General features: G+C 60.6%; 16 protein-coding genes and 1 pseudogene. 6 read left to right on the top strand and 11 right to left on the bottom strand.

Annotation, left to right across the window (positions count from 1 at the left end):
* Nucleotides 1-234: 234 nt before the first annotated feature.
* A complete protein-coding gene (locus IFT99_RS04465; protein WP_065988113.1) occupies nt 235-756 on the bottom strand; it encodes a DUF3617 domain-containing protein in 522 nt (173 codons plus the stop codon).
* A 174-nt stretch (nt 757-930) separates the two neighbouring features.
* Here IFT99_RS04465 and cls point away from each other — a divergent pair, with 174 nt between their 5' ends.
* Complete coding sequence (gene cls / locus IFT99_RS04460) at nt 931-2,370, top strand: cardiolipin synthase (protein WP_065988111.1); 1,440 nt, start codon at nt 931-933, stop codon at nt 2,368-2,370.
* 126 nt (nt 2,371-2,496) lie between these two features.
* Here the strand turns inward: cls and cfaB are convergent, their stop codons facing one another.
* The 5 genes from cfaB to hflK form a co-directional block, all read right to left on the bottom strand.
* Complete coding sequence (cfaB, locus tag IFT99_RS04455) at nt 2,497-3,681, bottom strand: C17 cyclopropane fatty acid synthase CfaB (protein ID WP_192130613.1); 1,185 nt, start codon at nt 3,679-3,681, stop codon at nt 2,497-2,499.
* Nucleotides 3,682-3,958: 277 nt separating this feature from the next.
* The gene (locus tag IFT99_RS04450; protein ID WP_244656906.1) at nt 3,959-5,839 is read right to left on the bottom strand and encodes a cation-translocating P-type ATPase; all 1,881 of its coding nucleotides are present in this window, start codon (nt 5,837-5,839) and stop codon (nt 3,959-3,961) included.
* A gap of 71 nt (nt 5,840-5,910) precedes the next feature.
* Nucleotides 5,911-6,978, bottom strand: a complete 1,068-nt coding sequence (locus IFT99_RS04445; protein ID WP_192130611.1) for an SPFH domain-containing protein — start codon at nt 6,976-6,978, stop codon at nt 5,911-5,913.
* Nucleotides 6,975-8,015 carry a protease modulator HflC gene (hflC, locus tag IFT99_RS04440; RefSeq protein ID WP_192130610.1) on the bottom strand — a complete coding sequence of 347 codons (1,041 nt, stop codon included), beginning with the start codon at nt 8,013-8,015 and terminating at the stop codon, nt 6,975-6,977. The genes IFT99_RS04445 and hflC overlap by 4 nt, the downstream gene beginning before the upstream one ends.
* An 11-nt stretch (nt 8,016-8,026) precedes the next feature.
* On the bottom strand, nt 8,027-9,994 hold the full coding sequence (gene hflK / locus IFT99_RS04435; RefSeq protein WP_192130609.1) for a protease modulator HflK: 1,968 nt from the start codon (nt 9,992-9,994) through the stop codon (nt 8,027-8,029).
* A 417-nt stretch (nt 9,995-10,411) separates the two neighbouring features.
* On the opposite strand from hflK, the gene lpdA reads away from it, so the two are divergent.
* From lpdA to IFT99_RS04410, 5 genes are all read left to right on the top strand, one after another.
* Nucleotides 10,412-11,812 carry a dihydrolipoyl dehydrogenase gene (gene lpdA, locus IFT99_RS04430; protein WP_065988096.1) on the top strand — a complete coding sequence of 467 codons (1,401 nt, stop codon included), beginning with the start codon at nt 10,412-10,414 and terminating at the stop codon, nt 11,810-11,812.
* Nucleotides 11,813-12,007: 195 nt separating this feature from the next.
* On the top strand, nt 12,008-13,627 hold the full coding sequence (locus tag IFT99_RS04425) for a glucan biosynthesis protein D (protein ID WP_192130608.1): 1,620 nt from the start codon (nt 12,008-12,010) through the stop codon (nt 13,625-13,627).
* A gap of 456 nt (nt 13,628-14,083) precedes the next feature.
* Entirely contained in the window at nt 14,084-15,388 is a 1,305-nt protein-coding gene (locus IFT99_RS04420; RefSeq protein ID WP_244656894.1) for an O-antigen ligase family protein, read from the top strand.
* 13 nt (nt 15,389-15,401) lie between these two features.
* Nucleotides 15,402-16,685, top strand: coding sequence for a hypothetical protein (locus IFT99_RS04415; RefSeq protein WP_192130607.1), 1,284 nt, complete (start codon nt 15,402-15,404; stop codon nt 16,683-16,685).
* Between the two features lie 143 nt (nt 16,686-16,828).
* Complete coding sequence (locus tag IFT99_RS04410) at nt 16,829-17,590, top strand: substrate-binding periplasmic protein (RefSeq protein WP_192130606.1); 762 nt, start codon at nt 16,829-16,831, stop codon at nt 17,588-17,590.
* A gap of 254 nt (nt 17,591-17,844) precedes the next feature.
* On the opposite strand, the gene IFT99_RS04405 is transcribed toward IFT99_RS04410, so the two are convergent.
* The 5 genes and pseudogenes from IFT99_RS04405 to IFT99_RS04385 all read right to left on the bottom strand — a co-directional run bounded on the left by IFT99_RS04405 (nt 17,845) and on the right by IFT99_RS04385 (nt 25,123).
* A complete protein-coding gene (locus IFT99_RS04405) occupies nt 17,845-19,635 on the bottom strand; it encodes an FAD/NAD(P)-binding protein (RefSeq protein WP_192130605.1) in 1,791 nt (596 codons plus the stop codon).
* Nucleotides 19,626-21,645, bottom strand: a pseudogene (gene sbnA / locus IFT99_RS26655) (2,3-diaminopropionate biosynthesis protein SbnA). The gene IFT99_RS04405 and the pseudogene sbnA overlap by 10 nt, the downstream one beginning before the upstream one ends.
* Nucleotides 21,642-23,000, bottom strand: a complete 1,359-nt coding sequence (locus tag IFT99_RS04395) for a SidA/IucD/PvdA family monooxygenase (protein ID WP_192130604.1) — start codon at nt 22,998-23,000, stop codon at nt 21,642-21,644. The pseudogene sbnA and the gene IFT99_RS04395 overlap by 4 nt, the downstream one beginning before the upstream one ends.
* A gap of 54 nt (nt 23,001-23,054) precedes the next feature.
* Nucleotides 23,055-24,002, bottom strand: coding sequence for an ABC transporter substrate-binding protein (locus IFT99_RS04390; protein ID WP_192130603.1), 948 nt, complete (start codon nt 24,000-24,002; stop codon nt 23,055-23,057).
* Nucleotides 23,999-25,123 (bottom strand): NAD(P)/FAD-dependent oxidoreductase, encoded by a 1,125-nt coding sequence (locus IFT99_RS04385; protein ID WP_065988080.1) that lies wholly within the window; start codon nt 25,121-25,123, stop codon nt 23,999-24,001. Before IFT99_RS04385 ends, IFT99_RS04390 begins: the two co-directional genes overlap by 4 nt.
* Between the last annotated feature and the right edge of the window lie 16 nt (nt 25,124-25,139).

Below are 25,139 nucleotides of genomic sequence, written 5' to 3'. Positions count from 1 at the left end.
ATGGCGTTGAGCATCCCGGCTCAGAGATGGAGGGCGATAGTTACAATATAACAGCCGGGCTATCGGACGAAGATGAAGCTTTTTATAAGATCGGCGGGGTTTTAGTGAGCCTCATCAACGCCTAAGGCGGAAAAGCTCATGTGAAACAACACCATGTTCCACGTGGAACACGACCCGCTGTCTGCACCAACAAAAACGCCCTGACAAGTCAGGGCGCTTATGGAACATTGTGAATCAGGTTCTCGGTTTTACCGTTCCGCATTGCTGGCCCAGCCAAACAGCTCGGGTGTCCATGCTGCCGTTCTGCTGCTGCCCTGTAGCGTTGAAGGAGCCAATGACGTGGGTATTGAACTCACGGTCACTCAGGAACTGTGCAGTGCCGGTGCCTTGAGCGCGAGGGCAGCTGAACTTGAATTTCCAGGTAGCGCCGGTACGTTCGGTGATCTGCTGGGTGCAGCCCGACTTCGGATCGGTCAGCGGGATCTGCTCATTCTTGACCTGCTCTTGGGTCAGGCAAATACGTACGCCCTTACCACCCAGAGTAACGCCTTGTTTTTCCAGCATTTGCTCCATGGCAGCGCGCTGCTGCGGCGCCATCATTTGCAGCTGGGACAGCATCACCTGCAGGTCCGGCATCTGCTGACCGTCGACCTGCATGTTGCTAGAACTCAACTCCCACAGCCCCGGCTGCAACACCTGCGCCTGGGCGAAGGGGGCAGTCAGACAAACCATCAACGCCAGTACGCGCTTTTTCATGAATCGGGTTCCTTTATTACTCTTGGGCATCTTGATGCGGCCTGCTTGCAAGCCACTGAACGATGACGGTTAGACGGCAGATCGGGTAGCCAGTTGCACCCGCAATAAAATAGCGACAATCCTGGTGCAGTGTGGTCTGTTAGACACCAATAAGCTTCTAGCACAAGGTTGCGCATGGATTACCACAGCCCGTATTTCTTTGGCTATTTGCTGGGTTTCACTCACCTGCTGGGCATTGTCGCAGCAATCCACGCCTTACTCACCGTACGTACTGCTCAGGGCTCTATTGCCTGGGCGATGCCCCTCATTTTCATCCCTTATGTCGCCCTCCTCCCGTACCTTGTCTTCGGGCGGAGTACGTTCGATGCCTACATCAAAGCACGGCGTCAGGCGAACACCGAGATGCGCACAGCGATCGCCGACTTCAACTGGAAGCCATGGATTGAAGAGGCGGTGGCCGCGCGGCGCTCGGACGCTTATCGCTCGCTGCGCGCGATGCCAAAACTGGGCCGCATGCCGTGTCTGGCGAATAACGAAGTGAAGCTGTTGATCAACGGGGATGAAACATTCGGTGCGATTTTCGAGGCCATCAAAAGCGCCCGGGAAGTGGTGTTCGTGCAGTTTTTCATCATCCATGACGATGATCTCGGTCGCCGACTGCAAGGGCTGTTGCTGGAAAAAGCCGCTGAAGGCGTAGCGATTCATGTGCTCTACGACCGCATCGGCAGCCATGCGTTACCGGCGCGCTACATCGACAAACTGCGTGCCGGTGGCGTTCAGATCAAGGCCTTTGCCACACGGGGCGGCTGGCTGACGCGCTTCCAGATCAACTTCCGTAACCACCGCAAGATCGTCGTGGTGGATGGCATCAAAGGCTTCGTTGGCGGGCACAACGTGGGCGATGAGTACCTCGGCCTCAAGCCGCCGCTGGCGCCATGGCGCGACACTCACGTTAGCGTTGTCGGACCTGTCGTGGCGTGCTTGCAGGAATCGTTCGCCGAGGACTGGTTCTGGGCGACTCGTGAAATCCCCCCGCTGATCCTGCCCGACAGCTACCCGGAAGACGGCGTACTGTGCCAGTTACTTGCGAGCGGCCCGGCCGATGCGCAGGAAACCTGCTCGCTGTTCTTCGTCGAAGCCATTCATGCGGCAACCGAACGGGTGTGGATCACCACACCCTATTTCATTCCCGATGAAGCAGTGTCGGCGGCGCTGAGATTGGCGGTCCTGCGCGGCGTGGATGTGCGCCTGCTGCTGCCGTCGCGTCCAGATCACTACACGGTCTATGCCGCCTCCAGCTTGTTTGCGTTTGAAGCCGTCCGCGCAGGCGTTCGCATCTTTCGCTACAAACCCGGCTTCCTGCACCAGAAGGTGGTGCTGGTGGATAACGCGATCTCGGCGATCGGCAGCGCCAACCTGGACAATCGTTCGTTTCGGCTCAACTTCGAACTCATGCTCTTGACCGTGGATGAGGATTTCGCACGCGAGGTCGAAACCATGTTGATCGACGACTTCGCCCTCTCCCACGAAATCTCCAGTGAAGAGAGCAAAGAGACCCATCACCTTCAGCAGTTGGGAATGCGCGTTGCCAGGCTGATTTCGCCGATTCTGTAGATGTGATTGAGCAGTACGCCAAGTGTGGGAGTGAGCCTGCTCACGAAGACGGTATTTCAACCGCCGATGATTCGATGGATGTACCGACGTCTTCGCGAGCAAGCTCGCTCCCACAAGTTTTAGCAATTACGCGTAGATATCGTCCCTGGTCAGCGGCAAATTATGGCTGCCATCCGCATGCGGCTTGACCGCCAGAATCTGGTGCAGATTGATCCAGCCCTTGGAAAAGGCATACGCACAACCAGCCAGGTACAACCGGAAGATCCTCAGTGCCTGCTCCGGCACCATCGCAGCGGCGAGGTCGAGCTTCTCCTCCAGACGGGCGCTCCAGTGCTCCAGCGTCCTGGCGTAGTGCAGGCGCAGGCTTTCCACATCGACCACCTCCAGCCCGGCCTCGCTGATGAATCCGGTGATCATCGACAGGTGCGGCAGCTCACCATTGGGAAACACATAGCGATCAATAAAATCTCCCGCGCCGCGCCCGACAGGTCGCCCGTCGGTGTGCTTGGCGGTGATGCCGTGGTTGATCACCAGACCGCCCTCCTTCACCGCACCGAACAAACACTTTGCGTACAGCTCGAGATTGGCGTGGCCGACATGCTCGAACATGCCGACGCTGACGACCTTGTCGAAGCGGCCGTCCCTGGGCAGATCCCGGTAGTCGAGCAGCTGCAGTTCGACACGGTCCTGCAGACCGTCCGCGCGCACCCGCTCCTGGGCAAGCGCCAGTTGCTCACGGCTTAACGTGATGCCGAACACCCGGACGCCGTACTCACTCGCGGCAAAGCGGGAAAGCCCTCCCCAGCCACAACCCACGTCGAGAAGGTACTCCCCCGGTTTGAGGCGCAGCTTGCGGCACAGGTGATGAAACTTGTTCTGCTGCGCCTGATCGAGCGTCTCGTTGCCGGACTTGAAGTAGGCGCAGGAGTAGACCATCTCCCGGTCCAGCCACAAGCGGTAGAAGTCGTTGGAGAGGTCGTAGTGGTAGGAAATCGACGCGGCGTCGGTGGCCTTGTCGTGCTCGGTGCGCACCGGGAGATTGTCATCGCCCTCGTCTACCAGCGCTTTGGTCAGCTCGTCGCACACCCGGACCACTTCGCTGATTGACCCTTCCAGCTCAAGCCGGCCTTCAACGAAGGCGCTGCCCAGAAGGCCCAGACTCGGGTGGGTGAAATCGGAAACAAGGGACGGGTCCTTAACCACGATCGTGACGCGGGGATCATTCCCCAAGTCGAGCTCGTTGCCGTCCCAGAGCTTGAGACGTAGCGGCAAATGAAGGTTCTGTAACGCCGGTGGAAGTTGCGCGAGCATATGAAATCCCCCTGATCCAGCTACATGGAAAAGGGTAGTCCATAACCGGCTCCAGACCAGGAGCCGTCAGGCGATCGGCTTGTTTGAACGACGACGAATCTACAACGGGTACAACCTCGTGCCCCAGAATTCGAGCCAATGTGACGCCTGCAAATGGAGCACCCCGAACAAGACTGAACTTAATTTGTAACAGAGTTCTTCAAAGCTCAAGCGAATTTTAATACTTAGGAGAGCCCTCTAACCCGGCGCTTTCGATGCAGGCGCCGGGGAATATGGCTTAGGAAGGATTGTGAAACTTCGCGATGGGCTCGTGGAAACGCAGCAGTCGCCCAGCATTACCCAGCACTAGCAGCGTGCTGAGGTTATGCAAAACCGCCGCGATCATGGCGCCTGCGGCACCCAGCACACCGAAAGCCGCCATGGCGACAATGGCCAGCGTCCAGCCCAGTCCAATGATCACGTTCACTTGCAGGGTGTGGCGACACTGACGGCTCAGCCGCACACAGGTGCCCAGCCGGCGCAGATCACTGCCGATCAACACGATGTCGGCGGAGGCCAGCGCGATATCCGCACCGCCCGCGCCCATCGCCACGCCAACCACCCCGGCCTTGAGCGCCAGGGAGTCGTTGATGCCATCGCCGACGACCATCGGGCGAAAGCCTTTTTTGATTTCGCTCAGCACCCGACTCAGCTTGTCCTCGGGCAACGCCTGAGCGTGGATATCACTGATGCCGACCTCCTGACCGAGGCTGTCGGCGACACTCTGGCGATCCCCCGTCAGCAGTAACTGCCGACCCATGCCCAGTTCGCGCAGTTCACTGAGCGCCTGACGCGCCTCGGGCTTGAGGCTGTCGGCCAGCAGCAGCCAGGCCAGGAAGTGGCCATTGACCGCGAGCCCGGCAATCGGGCCATCGTGATCGGGGATCGGCGAGGTCGCGATGCCCATCTGCGCGAACAGCTCAGGCCGCCCCAAGGCGGCTTCACCCCGCGCGGTCTGCGCAACGACGCCCAGCCCTTGGCGCTCTCGAATGTCGTCCAGTGGGAGCAGATGATCCTTGTCCACCAACGTGGCCAGCGCGCGACTGACCGGGTGACTGCTCGCCGAACCCAGGCTTGCCGCCAGCTTAATGACGTCGTCGCCCGCGCCCTCCTCGGCTTGAACCGATTGCAGACGCAAACTGCCGTAGGTCAGCGTGCCGGTCTTGTCGACGACCAGTGAAGTGAGGTCGGCCAGTTCTTCAAGGAAAGCCGAACTGCGGATCAAAATGCCGTGACGCGCGGCGACTGCAATACCGGCGATGGCTGTCGCCGGCGCTGACAGCACCAGCGCGCAAGGGCAGGCAGCGACCAATACCGCCAGCATGGCCTGGGCGTTATTGGTGATGAACCAGGTCACGGCCGCAATCAGCAGCACCAGCACCATGTAGCTGCCCGCGTACTTTTCCAACAGGCGAGTGATGGGCGGTTTGGAGCGCTCAGCGCTTTGCATCAGCGCGATGACCTTGCCCAAGGTCGACTCGTTGCCAATGCGCGTCACTTCGATGCGCAGCAGCCCGTCGAGGTTGATCGCACCGCCGAAGACTTCCATGCCGGCGCGCGCTTCGAGCGGAACCGACTCTCCGGTGATGGGCGCCGTATCGAGGCTGGCCTGCCCCGAGACCACCAAGCCGTCGGCCGGGACACGGTCACCGGCGCGCACTTCGACGCGATCACCGGCCACCAGCGTACCGTTGTCGACTTCGCGAATGGAGCCATCCTTATCGATCAGCCGAGCGTGGCTGCGAGTCAGACGGCCCAATGCCTGAATGGCTTCCTGGGAGCCGATCACGCTGCGCTCTTCCAGCACGTGGCCGAAAATCATGATGATCGGCAGCAACGCGGCGGTCATCAAATCGCCCGTCGCCCACGCGCCCAGCATGGCCAGTGCGATCAATTGGTCAGTAATGCCGTGCAGGCTGGGGTACCGCAAGCTGTGCCAGCCGGCGCTGACCACCGGGATGGCGACCAACAGCGAGGCGGCGCCCAACAGCAACTGGCTGACGCCGACTTGCTCGGGCGAGAAAAATCGCCACACCAGCCCCAGCGCGAGCAGGCCGAGGGCAAGCATCGCCAGCGTCAACTGTCGGGCTGCGCTGCGCTGTTCACGGCTGGTGAGCATGCTGCCGGGCGCGTCGGGCTCGGCATGCGGGTGAGCAGGGTCGTGGGAATGGTTGTGTACGGCTTCGCCACTCATTTGTCAGCTCCCTGAATGATCAGGCGGGAATCGTCGCGGGGGTCGACCGTGGTCACTGAACCCGCCTGTTTCAGGATGGCCGGCACCCGCTCGCGGTAGATCCGCAATAGCAATCCGGGATCGCTCTTGTTTTGGATCGACATCGCCAGGCCGGTCACTGCTGCGGTGTCGGTCTGCGCCTTGGCCAGCCGTTCAGACGCTTGGGCGTGGGCGACCTGCAGCGTGCGGTCGGCCTGCTGATTAGCGGTCTGGTTGAGTTTCTCTGCGTCCGTGCGCGCGTTCGCCACGGCCTGATCGGCTTGCTGGCTGGCAGTCAGCACCGCGTTGAACGCATTCACCGCCGCAGCCGGCAGACTGGACTGCACGTCGACACGCACGACTTCAACGCCCAGACCCACGCCAGTGGCCGTAAGCTCGCCAAGCCGCGTATTGATGCCCTGCACCAGATCGCCGCGCAGGCGTTCGCGACGCTCGGCAGACTGGCTATCAGAGCCCACCAGCTCGGGACGCGCCACCAGAATGGTGTCCAGATCCCGCGCCGCCGTGAGGCTGACGGCGCTGCGATTGACCAGACGGTCCAGTGCCGGCAGCACGTGTTCGCCTTGGAGCACGAACTCCCGTGGGTCCGTCACTTTGTAGTACGCCGTCACGTCGAGTTGTACGACACCGGCGTCGCCCGTAAGCAGATAACCCGAACCTGCCAGTGCGTCGCTCATCGGCGTCGCAAAACTGGTGATCTTGTCGGCCGCCAACGCAGTGGGTGAACGCATCAGTGTTTCGACATGGCGCTCAATCACGCGGTCAGCAGAAGGCAACAGCACCACTTGCTCAAACGGCTGCGGCCAGGCCAGCAGCAAACCGGCGTTCTGCACGCGGTCCATCTCACCGAAGCGAAACACCACGGCGCGGTTCTGTGGGTCGATTTCCCGCACATTGGAGACAGCCCAGCCGAGCGCTGCCAGCAGGGTCACGACATACAGCCCCAAAAACGCCAGCCGGCTGGCCTGCAGCCATGGACTGTTCACCACCGGCCGCTCGATATGCGCCGCGTCTTGCTCGGTCATGGCTGCGTTCCAGCCTTGCCATCCAGGGTCGGCGGGCCGTCCACGAGGACACGGAACGGCGCGGCATCGGTGCGCAGAATCAGTTTGGTGCTCGGCCCCACCACGGTGCCGAGGGTGTCCAGCGAGCGCAGCAAGTTATACAGCTGCGGTGAACCGGCGTAGGCGCGACCGTAAATCTGCGCCGCTTCAACTCGGGATTGCGCTTCGATGTCGGCGGCTTTCACGGTTGCGTCGGCCTCGACAATCCGCGCGTCGCGTTCGGCGGCAGAGCGGATCTGCGCCGCCTCGCGTTTGCCGATGGCGGTGCGCTCGGTGGCGATGGTCTCGCGCTCGGCGCGCATGCGGTCGACCGTCGCGTTGAGGGTTACCGACGGCAACGTAAGACGTTCAACCCCCACTTGCAGGACGCGGACCCCGTAGGTGGTCAGCAGTTGCTTATCGATCTGCTGACGCAGCTGGTTTTCGAAATCGGCGATGCGCACCTGATTGGCGTCAGTGTTGATCAGGCTCGACAGATCAAAACTCGCGGCGGTGGTTTCCAGCGCCGAGCCGACGAAGGTGCGGATCTGCCGGGCTGCTTCGTCCGGCTGGTTTTGCACGGCGCGCATGAAGCGCTTCACGTTGTCCGGATCGCCCTGCACCTGCCAGGCCACGTACGCCTGAACGATGATGCGCAGGCCGTCACGGGTACCGACGTCTTGCAAGCCACTTGAGGTGGTGCGCAAACGCAGGTCGACGGGGATCGCTGCTTCGAATGGCGCCGGCCAGCGCCAGCTCAGGCCGGGATCGAGCAGCACCCGCGCCGGATTGCCGAAGCGCGTGATGACCGTCGCCTCGCCGGAGCGCACCTGCACCAGACTCGCCGCCGCGACCGCGAAGGCAATCAGCACCGCTGCCAACGCAGCACGACGCCACGGAAAGACAGCAGGGCCGGAGGCTTGGCCATGGTGATGACCGTGATGGTGGCCGCCATGACCATGGCCTGCGTGGTCGTGACCGGAATGGTCGTGGTGATCGTGGGAATGAAACAGACTCAAGAGACGACTCCTTATTCAGCCGAGGGCTGTTCAGCTGACGGGGTCGACGCTGCGGGGTCGACCGGGAGGATAAAGGAACGCAGATCGATGGTCGGTGCGCTGGTGCCACCGAGCCGATGATCCAGCACCAGCAATTTGGCGTGGGTCAGCCCCTGGGTCAGCTGAGTGAAGTACTGCTCCAGAAGAAACGCCTGGCCCGCTTTGGCGTAGCCCTGTCGTTCGGCGCTGAAACGCAAGTCAGCACCTTGCGCCGTTGCCATGACTTCCCGCGAACTCGCGGCCGCCTGGTCAAGGGCCATGCTGGCGTGCAATTGCGCCACATTGGCCTGATCGGCCGCCGCGCCACGCTCCCGGGCAATGAGTGCCTGGGCGCTGATCTGTGCGGCCTGGACCGCGTGATAGGCATTGGCTGCGCCGGCCGGTGGATGAATCGACTCGACCACGGTCGCGAGAATTTCCACGCCGCTGTCGAGTTTTTTCAGGTCCCGCTGTACGGCATCGCCGATGTCAGCCGCCAGATCATTGCGCTGCTCACCGAGCAATTCATCGAGGGTGCGCGAGGCGAAATCGTGCACCAGCACACGGCTGGCGGTGCTGCGAATCAGACTGGGGATGTCGGCGCTGTTGTACGTTGCGGCCAGTGCAGCCTCGTCCGTCAAACCGATGCGATACACAAAGCGTACGTCCATGTTGACGATCTGGAAGCTCTGCTTGGCACCGGAGCCGCTGGCGATCACTTGCGACTTGTCATTGATATGCGTGGCGTCCCATAACCGGTTGGCAATGGCAGGCGGCGGGCCCTCGGCAGGGTCAAGGGTCAGCTCTGCGCCCGCCCCCTCCGCGACGCTGGTCGCCAGCTCGTGGACCACACCGTTTTCCACTGCCAGTACTGTTCCGAACGGCCAGGGCAAACCGGCATGCAGACCGGGCTCCAGGACTTCAACCGGTTTGCCAAACCGCTCGTAAACGCCACGGCCCTGCATGGGAATTTCGTGAACACCGCTCAGCAACCAGCCCAAACCGACGATGACCGCCATCACCGGCAGAAAGGCGCGGCGCATGTAGGTAAACGCCCAGATCTGCCGCAGGTCGATGCCGAAACGGTTGTGCAATTCGTTTTGCAGCGCCAGCAGTGGGCGTGGTGGCCAGCGCAACAGACCGGCGACGAAGCTGCTGGCGATCAAGCGCGGCTCTAGACGCTCATTGCGCGGGCTGAAGACGGACAAGAACGCGCGGATGAGTAACTCGATGGCGACCAGCCCAGGCAACAGGCCAATCAACACCGCAAGCCGGGCGGGCCATACGCGATCGACGGAGGAGAAAAACAGGCAGAACGCCGTGATCAGCAGCGTACCGATGGCGACCTTGGTGATCTGCGCCAACTGCTCGGCTTCTGGCCAACCTGCCTCGGACTCATTGCTGAATTGCCGCTCCAGCACCAGCAGCGCAAACCCGATCAACAGCAGCAGGCCGCCGACCACGTTGCCGACAAGGCCGACATTGCTGCCTGCCAAAGCAAGGTTCCAGATAAGACCAATACTGATCAGCGACAGCAACGTCCAGCCCGCCAGCCAGAACACCGGCAATCCAACCTGGCCGACCATTGAGGTGCCGGCGCCGCTGATGCGGCCGAGCACGCGGTCGTACCAGCCCTGCTCTTCGGTGTGAAGCAGCGCTTCATCGTCAGAAGCCGCTGCGGAAGGGGGTGCGATGACGTCGGCGCGCCACTGGCTGACCACGTGCGCCGACTGCAATGCCGCCGCCAGCACGAGCAGGCTCGCGGCACTGTTGGTCAGCACTGCCGTCCACAGCGAGTTGGGAGAAAAGAGGTCAACAAAAAGCGACACCACCAGGCCGATGACGCCCACCGCTCCTGTCAGATACGTCAGCCGTGAAAGACGCCGCGATTGCACAGCCGCTCGCTGAAACCGTGGCAGGCTTGACGGTGCAGCGCCCTCATCATCCAGATCAACCCGCATTGAAACTCCAAAGCCCGTTTAACGCTGTAATCATCACCCCTCCCGCCCGCTCGCAGGCGTTGCGTGGCACTGCTTACAGCCACGCTGACACATGGCGTTACGATATAACAGAAGTCGTGAAATTTTCGTCTGATTATTCATTTGCGCAGCCCTGAATGCGGGGTCAGACAGCCAGCAGACAGGTGAACATTCACTGCAGTCGCATTGGCTCACATCCCCGACCAAACCGAAGGCGCCTTCCCCGCTAAGCCGGTCCTGCGAGATGCGCGAGGAATAGCGCCGGGGCCACGCACTTGACTTTGAAGTGCCCGGGGAGAAATATTACAGCCATCATTTAAGCCTTCCAAGTGACGCACGACATTTGTCCAGACACGGCTACGCTTCCCTCCATTGCTAGATTCCTCGAGGAGTACGTTCATGAGTCACTACGACGTTGTCATCATCGGCGGCGGCCCCGGCGGCTACAACGCGGCGATCCATGCGGGCCAGAAAGGCCTGAAAGTGGCGTGCATCGAAGGCCGTGAAACGCTGGGCGGCACATGCCTGAACGTAGGATGCATTCCTTCCAAATCGTTGCTCCACGCCTCGGAGCTGTATGAGGCGGCGACGGGCGAGGAATTCAAGAAGCTCGGCATCGAGGTCACGCCGACACTGAACCTGACCCGGATGATGGCGCAAAAGGCTGAAAGCGTGACAGGCCTGACCAAGGGCATCGAGTTTCTGTTTCGCAAGTACAAGGCTGAGTGGATCAAGGGTTGGGGCCGCCTCGCCGGGCCCGGCAAGGTCATCGTCACCGATGCTGCAGGTGTCGAAACCGAGCTGACCGCCAAGGACATCATCATTGCCACCGGCTCCGAGCCGACGCCCCTGCCAGGCGTGACCATCGACAACAAACGTATTCTCGATTCCACCGGCGCGCTGTCGTTGAGCGAAGTGCCCAGGCATCTGGTGGTGATTGGCGCGGGGGTCATCGGTCTCGAGCTGGGCTCGGTCTGGCGGCGGTTGGGGGCGAAGGTGACGGTGGTCGAATTTCTCGACCATGTCGCCCACGGCACCGACCTTGAGGCGGGCAAGACGCTGCATCGCTCACTGTCGCGTCAGGGGATGGCGTTCAAACTCGGCTCGAAGGTCACCTCTGCCGTCGCCGCGGAAACCGGCGTCACCCTGACCGTGGAACCCGCCGCCGGAGGCGAAGCCGAACAGATCGAAGCGGACTACGTGCTGGTGTCCATCGGCCGTCGCCCGGTGACGAAAGGACTGAGCCTGGAAACCGTCGGGCTGGAAGTAGACAAGCGCGGCGTCCTGCCCAACACGGGGCATCGCACGGCGGTGGAGGGCATCTGGGTGATTGGCGACGTCACGTCCGGCGCGATGCTTGCGCACAAGGCGGAGGACGAAGCCGGCGTGTGTGTCGAGCGCATTGTTGGCAAGAAGGGTGAGCTGAATTACAACCTGATCCCCAATGTCATCTACACCCAGCCCGAACTGGCCAGCGTCGGCAAGACGGAAGAGCAACTGAAGGAGGAAGGTCGCGCTTACAAAGTCGGCAAATTCCCGTTCAGCGCCAACAGCCGCGCCAGGGTCAATCACGAAACGGACGGCTTCGCGAAAGTGCTGGCGGATGAGCGCACTGACGAGATTCTTGGCGTACACCTCGTCGGCCCAAGCGTCAGCGAGATGATCGCCGAGTACTGCGTGGCGATGGAGTTCGCGGCCTCTGCTGAAGACATCGCCCTGACCTGCCACCCCCATCCGACAAGGTCCGAGGCGCTGCGCCAAGCGGCAATGGCCGTAGGGGGACATACCACGCAGGCTTGAAGTACGCGGCCAAAATCGGCCGCGCGAGCAAGACGCTGAAGCAAAACAGGTTGTGCCCTGAAACGATTTTTTTCCCCGTTGCGCGAACAAGATGCCGAGATTGTTATCTGTTTGTTGGTAATTTGCGTTCAGCAAGGATTGGGAAAGCGCACTTTTTTGTGCAGGAAGGCACAGCATCTTCAGAGGCTTCACCATATGAATCGCAGGAATCTCTTGAAAGCGTCCATGGCGCTGGCAGCCTATAGCGCGCTGCCCGCCTCAGGTCTTTATGCGGCACGCGCGCTGGCTGCGGCGGCCGATGGCGACATCGAACACTTTGACTTCAAGACCTTGCAGGACAACGCCAAACAGATGGCCGGCAAGCCTTACGTCAGCACCAAGCAGAACCTGCCGCCTACCCTGGCGAACATGACGCCTCAGCAGTTCAATGCGATCAAGTACGACGCCGGTCACTCACTGTGGAACGACGTGAAAGGCCAACTGGACGTGCATTTCTTCCACGTCGGCGCAGGGTTCAAGACGCCGGTGCGCATGTACAGCGTCGACCCGGAGACCCAGCAGGCGCGTGAAGTGCATTTCCGCCCTGAGCTGTTCAACTACGAAGCCAGTCGCATCGACCAGAGTCAGCTCAAGGGCGACTTGGGCTTTGCCGGGTTCAAGCTGTTCAAAGCCCCCGAGATCGCCATCAACGACGTTCTGTCATTCCTGGGCGCCAGTTACTTCCGCGCCATCGACAGCAACAAGCAATACGGTCTTTCCGCCCGGGGTCTGGCGATCGACACCTACGCCCATCGCCCCGAAGAATTCCCTGACTTCACGCAATTCTGGTTCGAGAAACCGACCAAAGACGCCACTCGCTTTGTGGTCTACGCGCTGCTGGACTCTCCCAGCGCGACGGGCGCGTACCGCTTCGACATCGATTGCCAGGCCGACCGCGTGGTGATGGACATCGATGCGCACATCAATGCCCGAGCCGACATCGAGCAGTTGGGCATTGCGACCATGACCAGCATGTTCAGCTGCGGCACACACGAGCGCCGCATGTGCGACACCCTTCACCCGGAAATCCACGACTCCGACCGGCTGGCGATGTGGCGCGGCAATGGCGAATGGATCTGCCGCCCGCTCAATAATCCGGCCAAGATCCAGTTCAACGCGTTCGCCGACAAAGACCCGAAAGGCTTTGGCCTGGTGCAGACCGACCATGACTTCAAGACCTACCAGGACACCGTGGACTGGTACCACCGCAGGCCGAGCCTGTGGGTCGAACCGACGACGGCCTGGGGCGAGGGCTCAATCGATTTGCTGGAACTGCCGACCACGGGTGAAACCCTGGATAACATCGTCGCGTTCTGGAACCCGAAAGTGCCGGTCAAGGCCGGCATGTCGATGAATTATGGCTACAAGCTTTACTGGAGCCCGCTGCCTCCGGTCAGCACACCACTGGCTCAAGTGCACGCGACGCGTTCAGGCATGGGCGGGTTCATCGAAGGCTGGGCGCCGGGCGAACACTACCCGGAAGTCTGGGCGCGGCGCTTTGCCGTGGACTTCAACGGCGGCGGGCTGGACCGACTGCCGGAAGGTTCGGGCATCGAGCCGGTGGTCACCGTGTCCCACGGCAAAATCCAGGATTTCAATGTGCTGGTACTGCCCGACATCAAGGGTTTCCGCGTGACGTTCGACTGGTACCCGACCAGCGACTCCGTGGAGCCGGTGGAGATGCGCATGTTCATCAAAACCGGTGACCGCACGCTGAGTGAAACCTGGCTGTATCAGTATTTCCCTCCCGCACCGGACAAGCGCCGCTACACCTGAGTGTGATCAGCTGATGGCGTAGCGGCATTCAGCTTGCTCGCAAGACGGCGTATTCGCCGCTGAATATTCAGCGGTGAATGCGTCGCACTTGTAACGAAAATGAGTCATAGAAAGCCGTCGTCATACCGGGATTTCTTCTCTTTTTAACAGCGTCAATTTTCTATCCGCTATAAGAATCAATGGCTTACGATTTATGATATTTAGCCACCACTAAATATGTCCGTAAATTTGACTAATTGATTGACAGCCCCCCGATCTGCGGCTGATATATCCCTGTCGTGCCGTTTGCGAGGGGACCGAAACGCCCTTCTCCTCCCCCGCTGCGACCCCCAAATATCATCGCGATTGCATGCCATCGACGGCCATTGCGCTCCTCTGGGCAGTAGCTTTTCCGCCCGGCGGCCTGCTCGCACGCTGACGCTTATCACACGTACAAATGCTCCCGAGGGGCTGCACATGATGTCGACTTCCCCCGCTTACGTTGAAAAACCTTCTTTGCTGTCATTCGATAAATCCACGGCGATCGTGCTGGTTGCGATCAGCCTGATGCTGGTCGAGACCTTCAACGGGGCTCTGCGTTTCTATCTGGATCAGGCAGGCATTTCCGTATTGCTCTATGCCCCGAAGGTCGCGTGTCTGCTGTTCTTCGCACTGGAGCTGCGCAGCTTCAAAGCCGGGCCGGGGGTCTGGCTGAGCCTGCTGGTGCTGTTGCTGTCGGCGGGATGGGCAGCGCTGAATGGCGCCCAGGCCGGGAACTTCGCATTTGCGCTGTACGGGATCAGCCCGCTGCTGTTCGGGATCGCCTGCGGTGACCAGATCATCCGCCACAAGCGCCTGTTCATGTGGGCGATTGCCTTGTGCCTGCTGGCTTCGCTGGGCGGGATTGCCCTCGACCGGTACGTCAGTCTGCCGTGGAAGGGCTACAGCTACACCGTCGGCGGCACCGAGCTGAGCGCCAACACCGCATGGACCTCCGAAGACATGGACCGCCCGGCTGGATTCGCGCGAATCTCCAGCTCACTGGCCATCATCATCTCGGTTCTCAGCCTGTACCTGATGGCGACCATGCGCTCGAAGTTGCTCGGGTTGGCAGTCTGCGTGATCGGCCTCGCCGGCGTGATATTGACCACCAGCAAGGCGCCAGCGTTGGCGTTCATTGGCGGTACCGGCCTGCTGCTGATGTTGCGGTTTCGCTGGACAGCACGGGCGACCATCGTTGTCGCGGTCGTAATCGGCATGTCCCTGCCCTTCGTGGCGATGATGACCGACTTCGATGCCAACAAAATTTCGGCCACCAGTTCGCTGGCATCTATCTATGACCGGTTGATCAACACTTGGCCCAACGTGATTCGGACGCTGATGGACGATGATCGAACGCTCACCGGTGTTGGCTTCGGGCTGGTTGGCAGTGCCGTGGCCGCCTTCCCGGTGCCCGGCGCCGACATCTTCATGGTTACCGACAGCACCGTGGTTTACCTGTGGGCGACGTTTGGGCTGGTCGGGCTGTTTCTCTACGCCCTGCACCTCCCGTTGTTTTTCATCCTGGCCGACAGCGTCAGCCGTTACGGCCAGGCGTTGCTGGTGACGGGTTTTTGCATCTGCATTGTCAGCTGGACGACCGATACGCTGGAAGTTACCCTCGCCAACATGTTCCTGGGCATGGCAATCGGCCATGCGCTGGCCATGAAATCGCGGGTTAGACAACCGGCCCCAAAGTCCCATGAGTTGCCCACGTGGAATGGCCTGCCGGGCCTGAGTTGACTGAGGCACTCCTATGAGCTTTCGCAGCATCGGCCTGAGCGGCCTGGCACTGATGGCCGCCCTGTGCGCTGCCAATGTCGCCACGGCCGAGCCTTTTATCGTAGGCGTTGCCACCCATTCGATGAATAACACCGGGCAACCGCTGCGCAGTCTTCAGATGGCGAAAGCGGCTGGCGTCACGTCCATTCGCGATGACGCCTTCTGGTCTACGGCCGAACCTGTACGGGGTCAGATGCAGATCATTGCGCCGTGGCGCGCATGGCTGAGCACTGCCAAGGGGCTGAATCTTGCCCCGATGGTCATTCTCGGCTACGGCAGCTCGTATCAGGGCGGCGCCAAGCCCCGCAAGCCTGAGGTCAAGATTCCGTACCTGAAATACGTGGACTACCTCACTCGCCAGTTGGGCAATCCGGTCAGGTTCTATGAGGTCTGGAACGAGTGGGACCTGGACGGCCCGGCCGATCCGCGCTTGAGCAATGACTACGTGACGCTGGTCAGGGACGCGGCACCGATCATTCGCAAGAATAATCCCCAGGCGCTCGTACTCGCCGGTGCCGTAACGAGCATGGGCATCAAGAGTGGGTTCGTTGACCGCATCCTGGCTGCAGGGGTGATGAAGTACGCCGATGGCCTCTCGCTGCACCCGTATGTGCACTGCGAAGGCAGCTACCGCAACACGCCGGAGAGCTGGGTCGGCTGGATGCGAGATCTGGACCGTCGAATCAGCGCCAAGGTCGGCAGGCCGGTGCCGCTGTATCTGACCGAGATGAGCTGGCCGAGCCACAATGGCAATTGCGGCGTCAGCGCCGAGCGCCAGTCTGCGTACCTGGCGCGTGCGTACTTCCTCATTCGCACGCTGCCGAACGTCAAAGGCATGTGGTGGTATGACCTGATCAACGATGGCACCAACCGCACCGAGCAGGAGCACAACTTCGGCCTGCTTGATGCCGATCTTCGCGCTAAACCGGCTTATTCGGTGCTCAAGGCCATCAGCCCTTATCTGCCTGATTTCAACTACGAGCCGGCAAACAGCCTCCAGTCCGACGGCGTCTTCCAACTGGCATTCAGCAATGGCCGCGAGCGGATTATGGTGGCGTGGGTCAGCGGTCGCGAACACGAAGTCAGCATCAGCGCCGCGGCCATGAAAAATAAACCGGTGCGCATCCTCGATACGCAAACGCCGGATAAAGGCATGACCGACTCCGCGCAGCAGTGGGTGTGCGATGCCCAGCGTTGCTCGGCCCGACTGACGCTGACGGAGTTTCCGAAAGTCATTCGCCTAAGTCCAGACGCCTGACGACCGCACCTGTGCAAACCCGCCTGACCTGTCAGCGCGGGTTTTTTATGTGCTGCAGATCCAGATAGTGGCAATACGACATTTACTGGACATGTCTTACTGCTATTTTACGACCTTGGGCAGACACACTGCCGGAGGAACGTATGGGGCTTCGAGGAAGATTCATCGTTGGCGGGTTGCTTGGGCTGCTCATGCTGCCAGCAGTGGCTGAACCGTACGTCGCGGGCGGAGCTCAGTCGAAGCCGTATGCCTATAAAGACAAGGACGGTCACCTGGAAGGGATCTCCATCGACATCTCGCGGCGCGTGATGAAACTGGCAAACATTGACGTTACCTTCGTGATCTACCCGGTCAACCGCCTGCAGGCGATGCTGCGCAAGGGCGAGATCGATATCAACTTTGCTGACGCGCTGATCTGGAACAGCCCCGAGGAGCAACGTCGATACGTGTTCTCCAAGCCCTATTCCACGGTCAAAGAGCACCTGTACTTTCTGGCCAATCACCCTGCCCGCGGCCAGACCATCGCACAACTGGAGCACCTCACGATCGGCATGGTTCGGGGCTACAACTATCGGGCACTGGACCCGGCGATCGAGGAGCGCCGTTTGAGCCGGCTGGAAACATCGCAAGATGAGGCGCTGATCAAGTTGCTCCAGAGCAGGCGCGTGGATGCCATCGCCATGGTCGACGACATCTTTGATGAAGTAACTTCGGCCCATGACCTGGATCCCGGCCAGTTCGTCCAGGGCGCACGACTCAGCGAAGCGCCGCTGGTCTTCAAGCTCCAGCCGCAATACGCCTCGTGGTTGCCGCAGATCAACAGCGCGATCGACAGTCTGAACAAATCGGGCGAGCTGGAGCGGATTCGACGCAAGTATTTGCCTGGGGCGAAGGCGGCGAAGTGAAAGCAGCCCGATCAATGAGCCAGCAATTTTGTAACCGTGGAACAGTAGGCAGCGCGCATCCCAGAGCTCGAAAGTACAATGCCGACCTCAAAAAAAACCCCACCGTGAGGTGGGGTTCTTGTTACTTCGTCTGTCCTCGGGGGGAGGTGCATGCACCCGCGTATCCCGTGGCTAGTGAAAAAACTATATGGACATGGGTTTATTGAATCAAGGCCTCTTTTCACGGTTAGTCGCTGTTACTGCGAAGACGGCGCTCAAACTATTGCCCTGACTTCCACATTCAACCCCAACATCTCGCGGGCGGTTCGGTCGGCGTCGACGAAGGCCCGGGAGTAGCTGCCCGAGGACGGGACGTAGTGGTTGTAATAAGTAGAGCCTTCGACAAGAGGGCCGGTTATCCACAGATTGGGCTGTGCTTTGCCTTCGCTGTCGACCAGCACGCCCTCACCGTTCTCGCTCAGGCTGTGGATAATTCCGTTGCGTTTTAACGAGCGAAGGATCGTTGGCAGCGACGATACGTCACAGGGGGTACTGACGTGGGCCTTGATAATTCTGTTTAAGGGAACAGTCAGATTGCCAGCGAGAAGCACTGCGGTCCGTGCTCCGTCATCACTGTGGATAACTTGAGAATGTCGCACCCAGTGGACAACCCCCGCGTCGGCCAAGGCTAGCAGCTCCTGATGACGTTCCTTCTGCGGCCCGGCCACCATTCTATTGACATGGGGCGCATACTTTTCGAAGAAGACACTGCGTGAAATGCTGGTCAGCCCGCGGTTATCCACAACCCGACGCAGCTGCTCACGACAACTCCTCCACACTTCAATCGCGGCTTTGATAGGGCTTGCATCAAGCCCTAAACAGCTCTGCGCAATGTCGCTTTCAATAAATGCGCGCATGACCTGGGGATAATCCAATGCGTCAATGCTCGGCACATGGGGGTTATACACAGCATCGTCCAGTGGCGGCGCTTGAAAACGTGATGCCATTTCAGCGGACACCGCTTCAAGCTGGCCTGAGTCATACGCTCGCGCAATTTCCGCCTTGATCCTTACTGCCGATTCGCTCTTTTGAGAGGCGATCATTCCGAAGTATTCCGCGACCATTTCAGCTTTGATCAACGGAAGGACCTGCTGCTCGAAATCCAGTCCGGCAGGGTTTTCCGTTCGCAGATCAGCGACAGCCGACAGTGTAAAAATCAGCGCCGCATTAGAAGTCCGATGGGGCACGATGTCCGGTCGTGTGCGGTACGGCAGACCGCTGCGCGAGAACAAATAGATACGCGGCTCTTTTCCACTGGGCTCGTAGTGCAAGCCTTGCGCCCGTTTGCTGAATTGGCCTCCGCGTCCGACCGTCAGACCGGCCACAACGTCCATGGCGGTCAAGCCTACTCCTTCGATGCCAACCGCTTCTGTGGATAACTCAACACCGCGCGAATCAGAGTGTCGGTCTGTGGGCAGCTCTCTATGCTCATCCCGCAACTGACGCGCATGTCCTACTGTGATCGCCAACCAATCCACAGAGCGCTCTGCCTCGGCTGTGGACAGAACAAACCGGCCCATATCTGTATGTTCAATGTTATCCACAGCGTGAGGATGGTGAATGACGCGCACGTTTGTCGGCAGACTGCGAATAACTTCCTTGTAAGTCCACGCCAGATATTCCCCCAGCCAGCTCCGTGGCAGGAACTCATTGGGCTGTACGTTGCGTGCTGCAGATTTATAACGCAGACACCATTCGTAGAAGTCGGGTCCTTGGCGTCCCACTTTTCCGTCCAGTGCGGCCGTGTCCGGAAACATCGAGATCTGCGAGGCAACGGTGTTGAGCATCAGGTATTCAGGTTGATCGACGGCATGTAAGCCCGGCCCCGGGGGGTGGGGGTCAAATACGTTTACTTCGATGCGCCGGGCCGTATTGACCGCCAGCGCACAGATACGCTCCAGCACCGTAAGGCCGCGTGAGCCACACCCGACGATACCGATGCTGATACCAGGCTTTTCCGCACCTGGGGATAACTTTTCGGCCGCCAGCGCTGCGCTCAGTTCCATCTCAGGGTTTCTCCGAAGAACGATTCAATAGCCACGCCACGGGAGTCAGCCAGCGCGGTGTCAACGATGAATTTGCTCAGCGCCAGGTCGAGTACGCCCAAGCCGAACGGCGAGAAAATCGAGGGCTTTGCGGGATCAAGCTCGACCTCGCCGCGGATGAGGCCAGCCAGCGTGCCGTTCATGAAAGCGCGTCCGCCGGTGAGTTGCTCAGCCAGGTGCGGCGACGTATTGGCCTTCATACAGTGCTCGATGTCGTCACAGAGGTTGTTCGCCTCCAGCAGCAACTGCGGCGCGATGTCCCGCAACGAAATGTTCAGCACGACCTGCCCGGCGCGAAACGCCATTGGCGGTTTGACGTAGGGCTCGCCAGCCGTCGTGGCGAAGATCACCAGATTTGCCGCGAGCGCTTCCTCCAATGACCCGGTGCGGGCTGTGCATAAGTCGGTATTTTCGATGAAGCCAGTCAGAGCATCCGCAGACGCTAGGTCGAAATCATGCACAACGGCGTGGCCGATGTCCCACCCTTCGACGCAGAGCATTCGGGCGATGTTGCGGGCAATCACTCCGGCACCGATAAATCCTACGGACGCGGCCTTGCGTGACTGACCGTTGAGCCAGTAAGCGCCTGACACCGCCGACGCTGCCGTGCGCACCGCGCTGATTTGTGCCCCTTCCAGGCACGCATAGGGATAGCCGGTGTTAGGGTCGTTGAGGATGACCACGGCTGATGCCCTCGGTTTCTGCTGCGCGACGTTGCCGGGGAAGCTGGAGATCCACTTGATCCCGGCCACGGCGTCCTCTCCCTCCAGCGCCGCTGGCAGCGCGATGATCCGGTTGGCAGGTTGTTGAGGGAAACGCAGAAAGTAGCTGTCCGGGTTGAGCGTCTGGCCGTCATGGTGCTGCAGATACACCTGCTCGATGCGCCGCACCATGTCGTGGGCGTGGCTGTCGAGGATGTCTTTGATGACAGCGCCGGGGATCACATGGAAGTCAGACATTCAGCGCTTCTCCCTCGAAGGTGTGAACGTACTGCTTCAGATACCGAGTGATCGGCTGCGAAGCCAGCGCGGTCAACTCTGCGCGCCCGAACTTCTGCATGACCCACTCATCGTTGTAGATGGTCTCCAGATAGCGCTCGCCGGCGTCCGGTGATATCGCCACGACAACGGCGTCTTTGGGAATTCCCAGCGAGGGTGCTGCCAGCCCGGCCACCACGGTCCCGGTAGAACCGCCCGCCAGCACGCCATTGGATTTCGCCAGCCAGCGACACATGGCGACGGTGGCGCGCTCATCCACCACTTGCTGCTTGTGCAGGTGGTGGGCGCGGAAGATCGGCGGCGTCTGGCTGGAGCCGAGTCCTGGAATGAAGCGCGGGCCGGTCGCCTGACCGAAAGTCACCGAACCAACGCTGTCTACCGCGATGATCTTGGTGCGCGGCGAATGCTTGCGGAAATACTGCACACAGCCCATCAAGGTGCCGGTCGTTCCGGCGCCGACCACCAAGTAATCCAATGCCGGAAAGGCGATATGAATCGACCGCGCCGTGGTGTGTTCATGGGTCTTGGCGTTGGCAGGATTGCTGTACTGGTTAAGCCACAGATGCCGGGGATCGCGGGCTACGGCATCGCGAATGTAACGAATGCGCGTGCCCAGATAGCCGTCGTTGTCATCGCGCTCGGTGACGATAACGATCTGCGCACCAAAGGCTTCCATCATCTTGATGTTGTGCAGGTTGGTGTTGGGGTCAACGACACAGCAGAAGGTGTAGCCGCGCTCGGCGCAGATCATTGCCAGCGCCACGCCGAGATTTCCGGACGAAGACTCGATCAGCACCGTGTCCTTGTGGATAAGTCGGCGCTCGGTAAAGGAGTCGATCAGGCCGATGGCTGTCTTCATCTTGATTGAGCCGGCTGGGTTGCAGGACTCGAGCTTTAGATGCAGGTTTTCAAAACCCAGGCCTTTTACCCTGACGAAGTTCGAATCGCCGATGATGTGGGAGATGAAATTCATGGCCGTGCCTCGACCGGTGCGGGCCGGGTGTAGCCCGGCATGGTCACCCGCGGCGCGTGCTGCCAGGGTTGGGTCGCCAGCAGCGCATCGGTCAGGTGCTGCGCCCGTAAGGCAACCATGGAAAACGACTGGGCGTCGCTGATGCCGTGGGTTCTTTCCGATGTGCCGTTCGCCAAAATCTGCACGCCCTCGCTGTGCTGCAGGGCAACCCGGTAATAACGGTCGACCGCCAGCGTGCCGTCCTCATCGCGGACCAGCCAGGGTTGCAGCAGGGTCAGCAGCGGTGGCACGGCGAGCTGCTCGTAGCCGGTACCCAGGACAATGCCGTCGACATACAGCACAGTTTCAACGCCGGTATTGCTGTCACGCAGCACCACCGAATAGGCATCGCCCACTTTTTCCACCGAGGCCACTTCGGACCACGCATGCAGATTCAGGCGTCGGTGTCCCGTCACCTCGCCTTCGTACAGGAAGGAGTAAAGCGCCTGACTCTCGTCGACATCGATGCCTGCGTAATTGGTCGACCGGATCTCTTCGAATACCCGGCTGCGTCTGCCGGGCTCAAGGTCGTGGAAATAGTCGATGTGCTCTGGCAGGAAGGCCATGTTGGGAAACTGCCCGAGCTGTCCCACCTTGAAACCCACGCCGCGGTGCACCGAATGCACCTGCGTGGTGGGCGCGGCGCCGAGCAGGTGGGTGACCGCCTCCCCCGCGCTTTGACCCGAGCCCAGCACCAGCCACCGCTGCGCGATGGGACCGCCGCCGAGGTGGATGTTTTTCAGGTACCGGGACGTGTGGAAGACACGACCGCCTAGATGCGCGCTGAACGGCTCCGGTATCCGGGGCAGGCTGCCGTGGGAAAGCACCAGCCGTTTGGTGCGATAAGTGCCTTTTGCAGTGACGACATCAACGCCCTTCAGGATGCCCTTTTCCGCCACCGGCAACACGTCGAGCACGCCTTCGTCGTAGGCAACGTAGTCCTTGAGTTGTGCGGCGACCCAGGCGATGTAGTCAGACCATTCCACCCGGCTGGCCGGACGCCCGAGCAAGCCGAATTTATGCAGACGACCCTTTTCCTTCAGGTACATGGCGAAGGAAAAGCGGCTGCGCGGATTGCGCGGCGTCACCAAGTCTCGAAAGACATGGTGGTTGATGTCGGTGCCCGCCAGCAGAAACGCACCATGCCAGGTTGAATCACGCCCTTTTTCGAAGAAGCGCACGCGCTGGAAAGGCTTTCGGCCGCAATCTTCCGCCTCATCCTCCAGCGCACAGGCCAGTGCGATACCGGCCGGGCCGAAGCCGATCGAGACGACGTCCAGCGTTTCACGCACACCTTCGATTTCATACTGAGTCATGGTCATTCTTCCTGAAAGTTGCAAAAGATGTGGCGAGCTTTTGGGCAGGACGCTTCAACACAGCAGCCGCCGCTCATGGACATGCTCGTCGGTGTAGACCCACAGCGACACCCGGGCGTAATCGTTCTCCCCGTCGCTGAAACTGACCGGGCCGGCAGGAGTGGCAAAGTGATCAAGGCGCAGTGCGTCCAGCAGTCCGCGCTGATCAGCGGCGGCTCGGTCCACCAGGGCAAACGCTGCAAGCGTCTCGACGGCGTATACCGGCGCCTGTTCGAAGTAGATCTGTTGATAAGTCGCATCGAATGACTGCGCCTCGGCCAAGTCGCCCGCGATCGGAAAGCTGATGACGTACACCGTGCCGGTTTGCGCCATTCCATCCACCAGCGCAGGAGACGCGGCATCGTCGGTGAAGAAGATCGGTAACCCACAGCCAGCAGCACGGTTATGCAAAAGGAACTGGCGGCTTGCTTTCAATCGCCCGCAGAAGACCAGGGCGTCGGCGTTATTCACATCGCCCACCAGATTGACTGTGGATAACGTCGCCGCTGCGTGAAGTTCATGCATCTGCTGGCGCCCGTGCAGGCTCGGATCAGTAAGCACAGCGAGGCGGCGCAGCCCTTCAGATTCGGCGAATTCGATCAGGCGCGTTGCCAAGAGTCGATCAGAGGCACAAAGGCGAAACGTGGTTTTCCCAACGCCGGTCAACGCTGCACAGGTGGATGCTGGCAAGATCAGCGGAATGCCGGCCTGTGCATAACTTTCTGCCGCAGCGGCGGCAGAGTCCGAGGCGAAGTGACCAATCACAGCATCCACCTTCGCGTCGATGAAATGCCTTGCCGCCGCACGGCCGCCCTCCGCGCTCGCGCCGTCATCAAAGTAAAAATGTCGCGCGCGTCGCACATGGGGGAACAGGTGGCTGGACAGGTACACGCTGCGCAAGAAACCGCGCGCGTGCAACGTGGTGCCAACGTAGAGTGCCGCGCAGATACCCAGGCGCATCATGACAACGCCACCTCGGCGAACCGCGAAGGGCGGAACGCTTCCATGACCGATCGGTAAGCCTCGTCCATCGACACACCGGACATCAAACCACCCAGCTCGAGCGCCAGCAGCTCGGCAACATTCGGTGCCATTTTGAAGCCGATGCCGCAAAACCCGGTGGCGAGAAACAGGTGGCTCTTAGCGCTGGAACGGCCAATCACGGGGCGGCCGTCTTCGGTGTACGCGTCCCAGCCCACCTGCGTGACCACCGGCAGACTGTGGTGCCTGTCGTAGCCGAGACGAGACACTCGGTCCATGACGTCTTGCTCGTTATCCAGCGGCGCCATGTTCAGCTGATCCGCATGTTCTGCGCGCTGGCGCCGCTGGCCGCCCACTTGCACGAGATTGCGTCCCAGCGGGAGCAGGTAGGTATTCAGGTGGTGAGTAATGATCGGCATGCTCGGGGCCTGGTCGCAGCCGAAGCGCGTGAACGGAATCGTCCGCGCGTGCACGGCGTTGTGCGGCCGGGGCATCGGGCCACTGGCACCGCAGGCATCGACGACCCATGTCGCTTCCAGGCACAGCTTGCCGGCATGAACCTGAACATAGCCGTCCAGTTCGACGCAGCGGTCGACGGCCAGGTGATCGAGGTACGTCGCTTTTTCACTGACGTAGCGGCATAGATTCGACACCGCGACGCGAGCATCGACCGTGCCGCCATTGCGTTCAATAAGCAGGCATTCGCCGACACAAAACGGCGAGAAACGCCCGTTATCCAGTGCATCGACAGACGCGTGCAGCTCAATGCTTTCGCAGCCATCGCTGTCCACCGCTTCCAGGTATTGCCCACACACTTCGGCGCTGGCGATGTAAGCGACGCCACTGCGATTCAGCGCGCTCTCATAGAGGCCGTGGACGATGCCTGGATTGCCGTAAAGTGATCCGCGGCGAGTCAAGGGACGCAACGTGGCGTCCAGCTCCAGACCGCGAACGATGCCGCCCGTGTCCCGCGTTGCGCCTTGGGCGCCAGCGATGCCTTTCTCCATCAGCGCCACATCGAGGCCGCTTTCAACCAGTGCCGCGGCGATCGAAGCGCCCATGATGCCGGCTCCGATCACGATCACATCAAATGAAGTTTTCATCGTCGTCGCCCGTTTC

The organism is Pseudomonas sp. CFBP 8772 (genome assembly GCF_014841665.1).
In the GTDB taxonomy this organism is placed as follows: domain Bacteria; phylum Pseudomonadota; class Gammaproteobacteria; order Pseudomonadales; family Pseudomonadaceae; genus Aquipseudomonas; species Aquipseudomonas graminis_B.
Note: the sequence above shows the minus strand (reverse complement) of the source record. Positions and strands in the feature narration are given on the sequence as shown.

Excerpts from the sequence above, each read along its gene's own strand:
- IFT99_RS04410 (WP_192130606.1), top strand. The coding sequence starts at position 16,829 with ATGGGGCTTCGAGGAAGATTCATCGTTGGCGGGTTGCTTGGGCTGCTC.
- IFT99_RS04390 (WP_192130603.1), bottom strand. The coding sequence starts at position 24,002 with ATGATGCGCCTGGGTATCTGCGCGGCACTCTACGTTGGCACCACGTTG.
- IFT99_RS04450 (WP_244656906.1), bottom strand. The coding sequence starts at position 5,839 with ATGCTCACCAGCCGTGAACAGCGCAGCGCAGCCCGACAGTTGACGCTG.
- IFT99_RS04445 (WP_192130611.1), bottom strand. The coding sequence starts at position 6,978 with ATGACCGAGCAAGACGCGGCGCATATCGAGCGGCCGGTGGTGAACAGT.
- IFT99_RS04420 (WP_244656894.1), top strand. The coding sequence starts at position 14,084 with ATGATGTCGACTTCCCCCGCTTACGTTGAAAAACCTTCTTTGCTGTCA.
- hflK (WP_192130609.1), bottom strand. The coding sequence starts at position 9,994 with ATGCGGGTTGATCTGGATGATGAGGGCGCTGCACCGTCAAGCCTGCCA.
- cfaB (WP_192130613.1), bottom strand. The coding sequence starts at position 3,681 with ATGCTCGCGCAACTTCCACCGGCGTTACAGAACCTTCATTTGCCGCTA.
- IFT99_RS04385 (WP_065988080.1), bottom strand. The coding sequence starts at position 25,123 with ATGAAAACTTCATTTGATGTGATCGTGATCGGAGCCGGCATCATGGGC.
- IFT99_RS04405 (WP_192130605.1), bottom strand. The coding sequence starts at position 19,635 with ATGGAACTGAGCGCAGCGCTGGCGGCCGAAAAGTTATCCCCAGGTGCG.
- lpdA (WP_065988096.1), top strand. The coding sequence starts at position 10,412 with ATGAGTCACTACGACGTTGTCATCATCGGCGGCGGCCCCGGCGGCTAC.
- cls (WP_065988111.1), top strand. The coding sequence starts at position 931 with ATGGATTACCACAGCCCGTATTTCTTTGGCTATTTGCTGGGTTTCACT.
- IFT99_RS04415 (WP_192130607.1), top strand. The coding sequence starts at position 15,402 with ATGAGCTTTCGCAGCATCGGCCTGAGCGGCCTGGCACTGATGGCCGCC.
- IFT99_RS04395 (WP_192130604.1), bottom strand. The coding sequence starts at position 23,000 with ATGACTCAGTATGAAATCGAAGGTGTGCGTGAAACGCTGGACGTCGTC.
- IFT99_RS04465 (WP_065988113.1), bottom strand. The coding sequence starts at position 756 with ATGAAAAAGCGCGTACTGGCGTTGATGGTTTGTCTGACTGCCCCCTTC.
- IFT99_RS04425 (WP_192130608.1), top strand. The coding sequence starts at position 12,008 with ATGAATCGCAGGAATCTCTTGAAAGCGTCCATGGCGCTGGCAGCCTAT.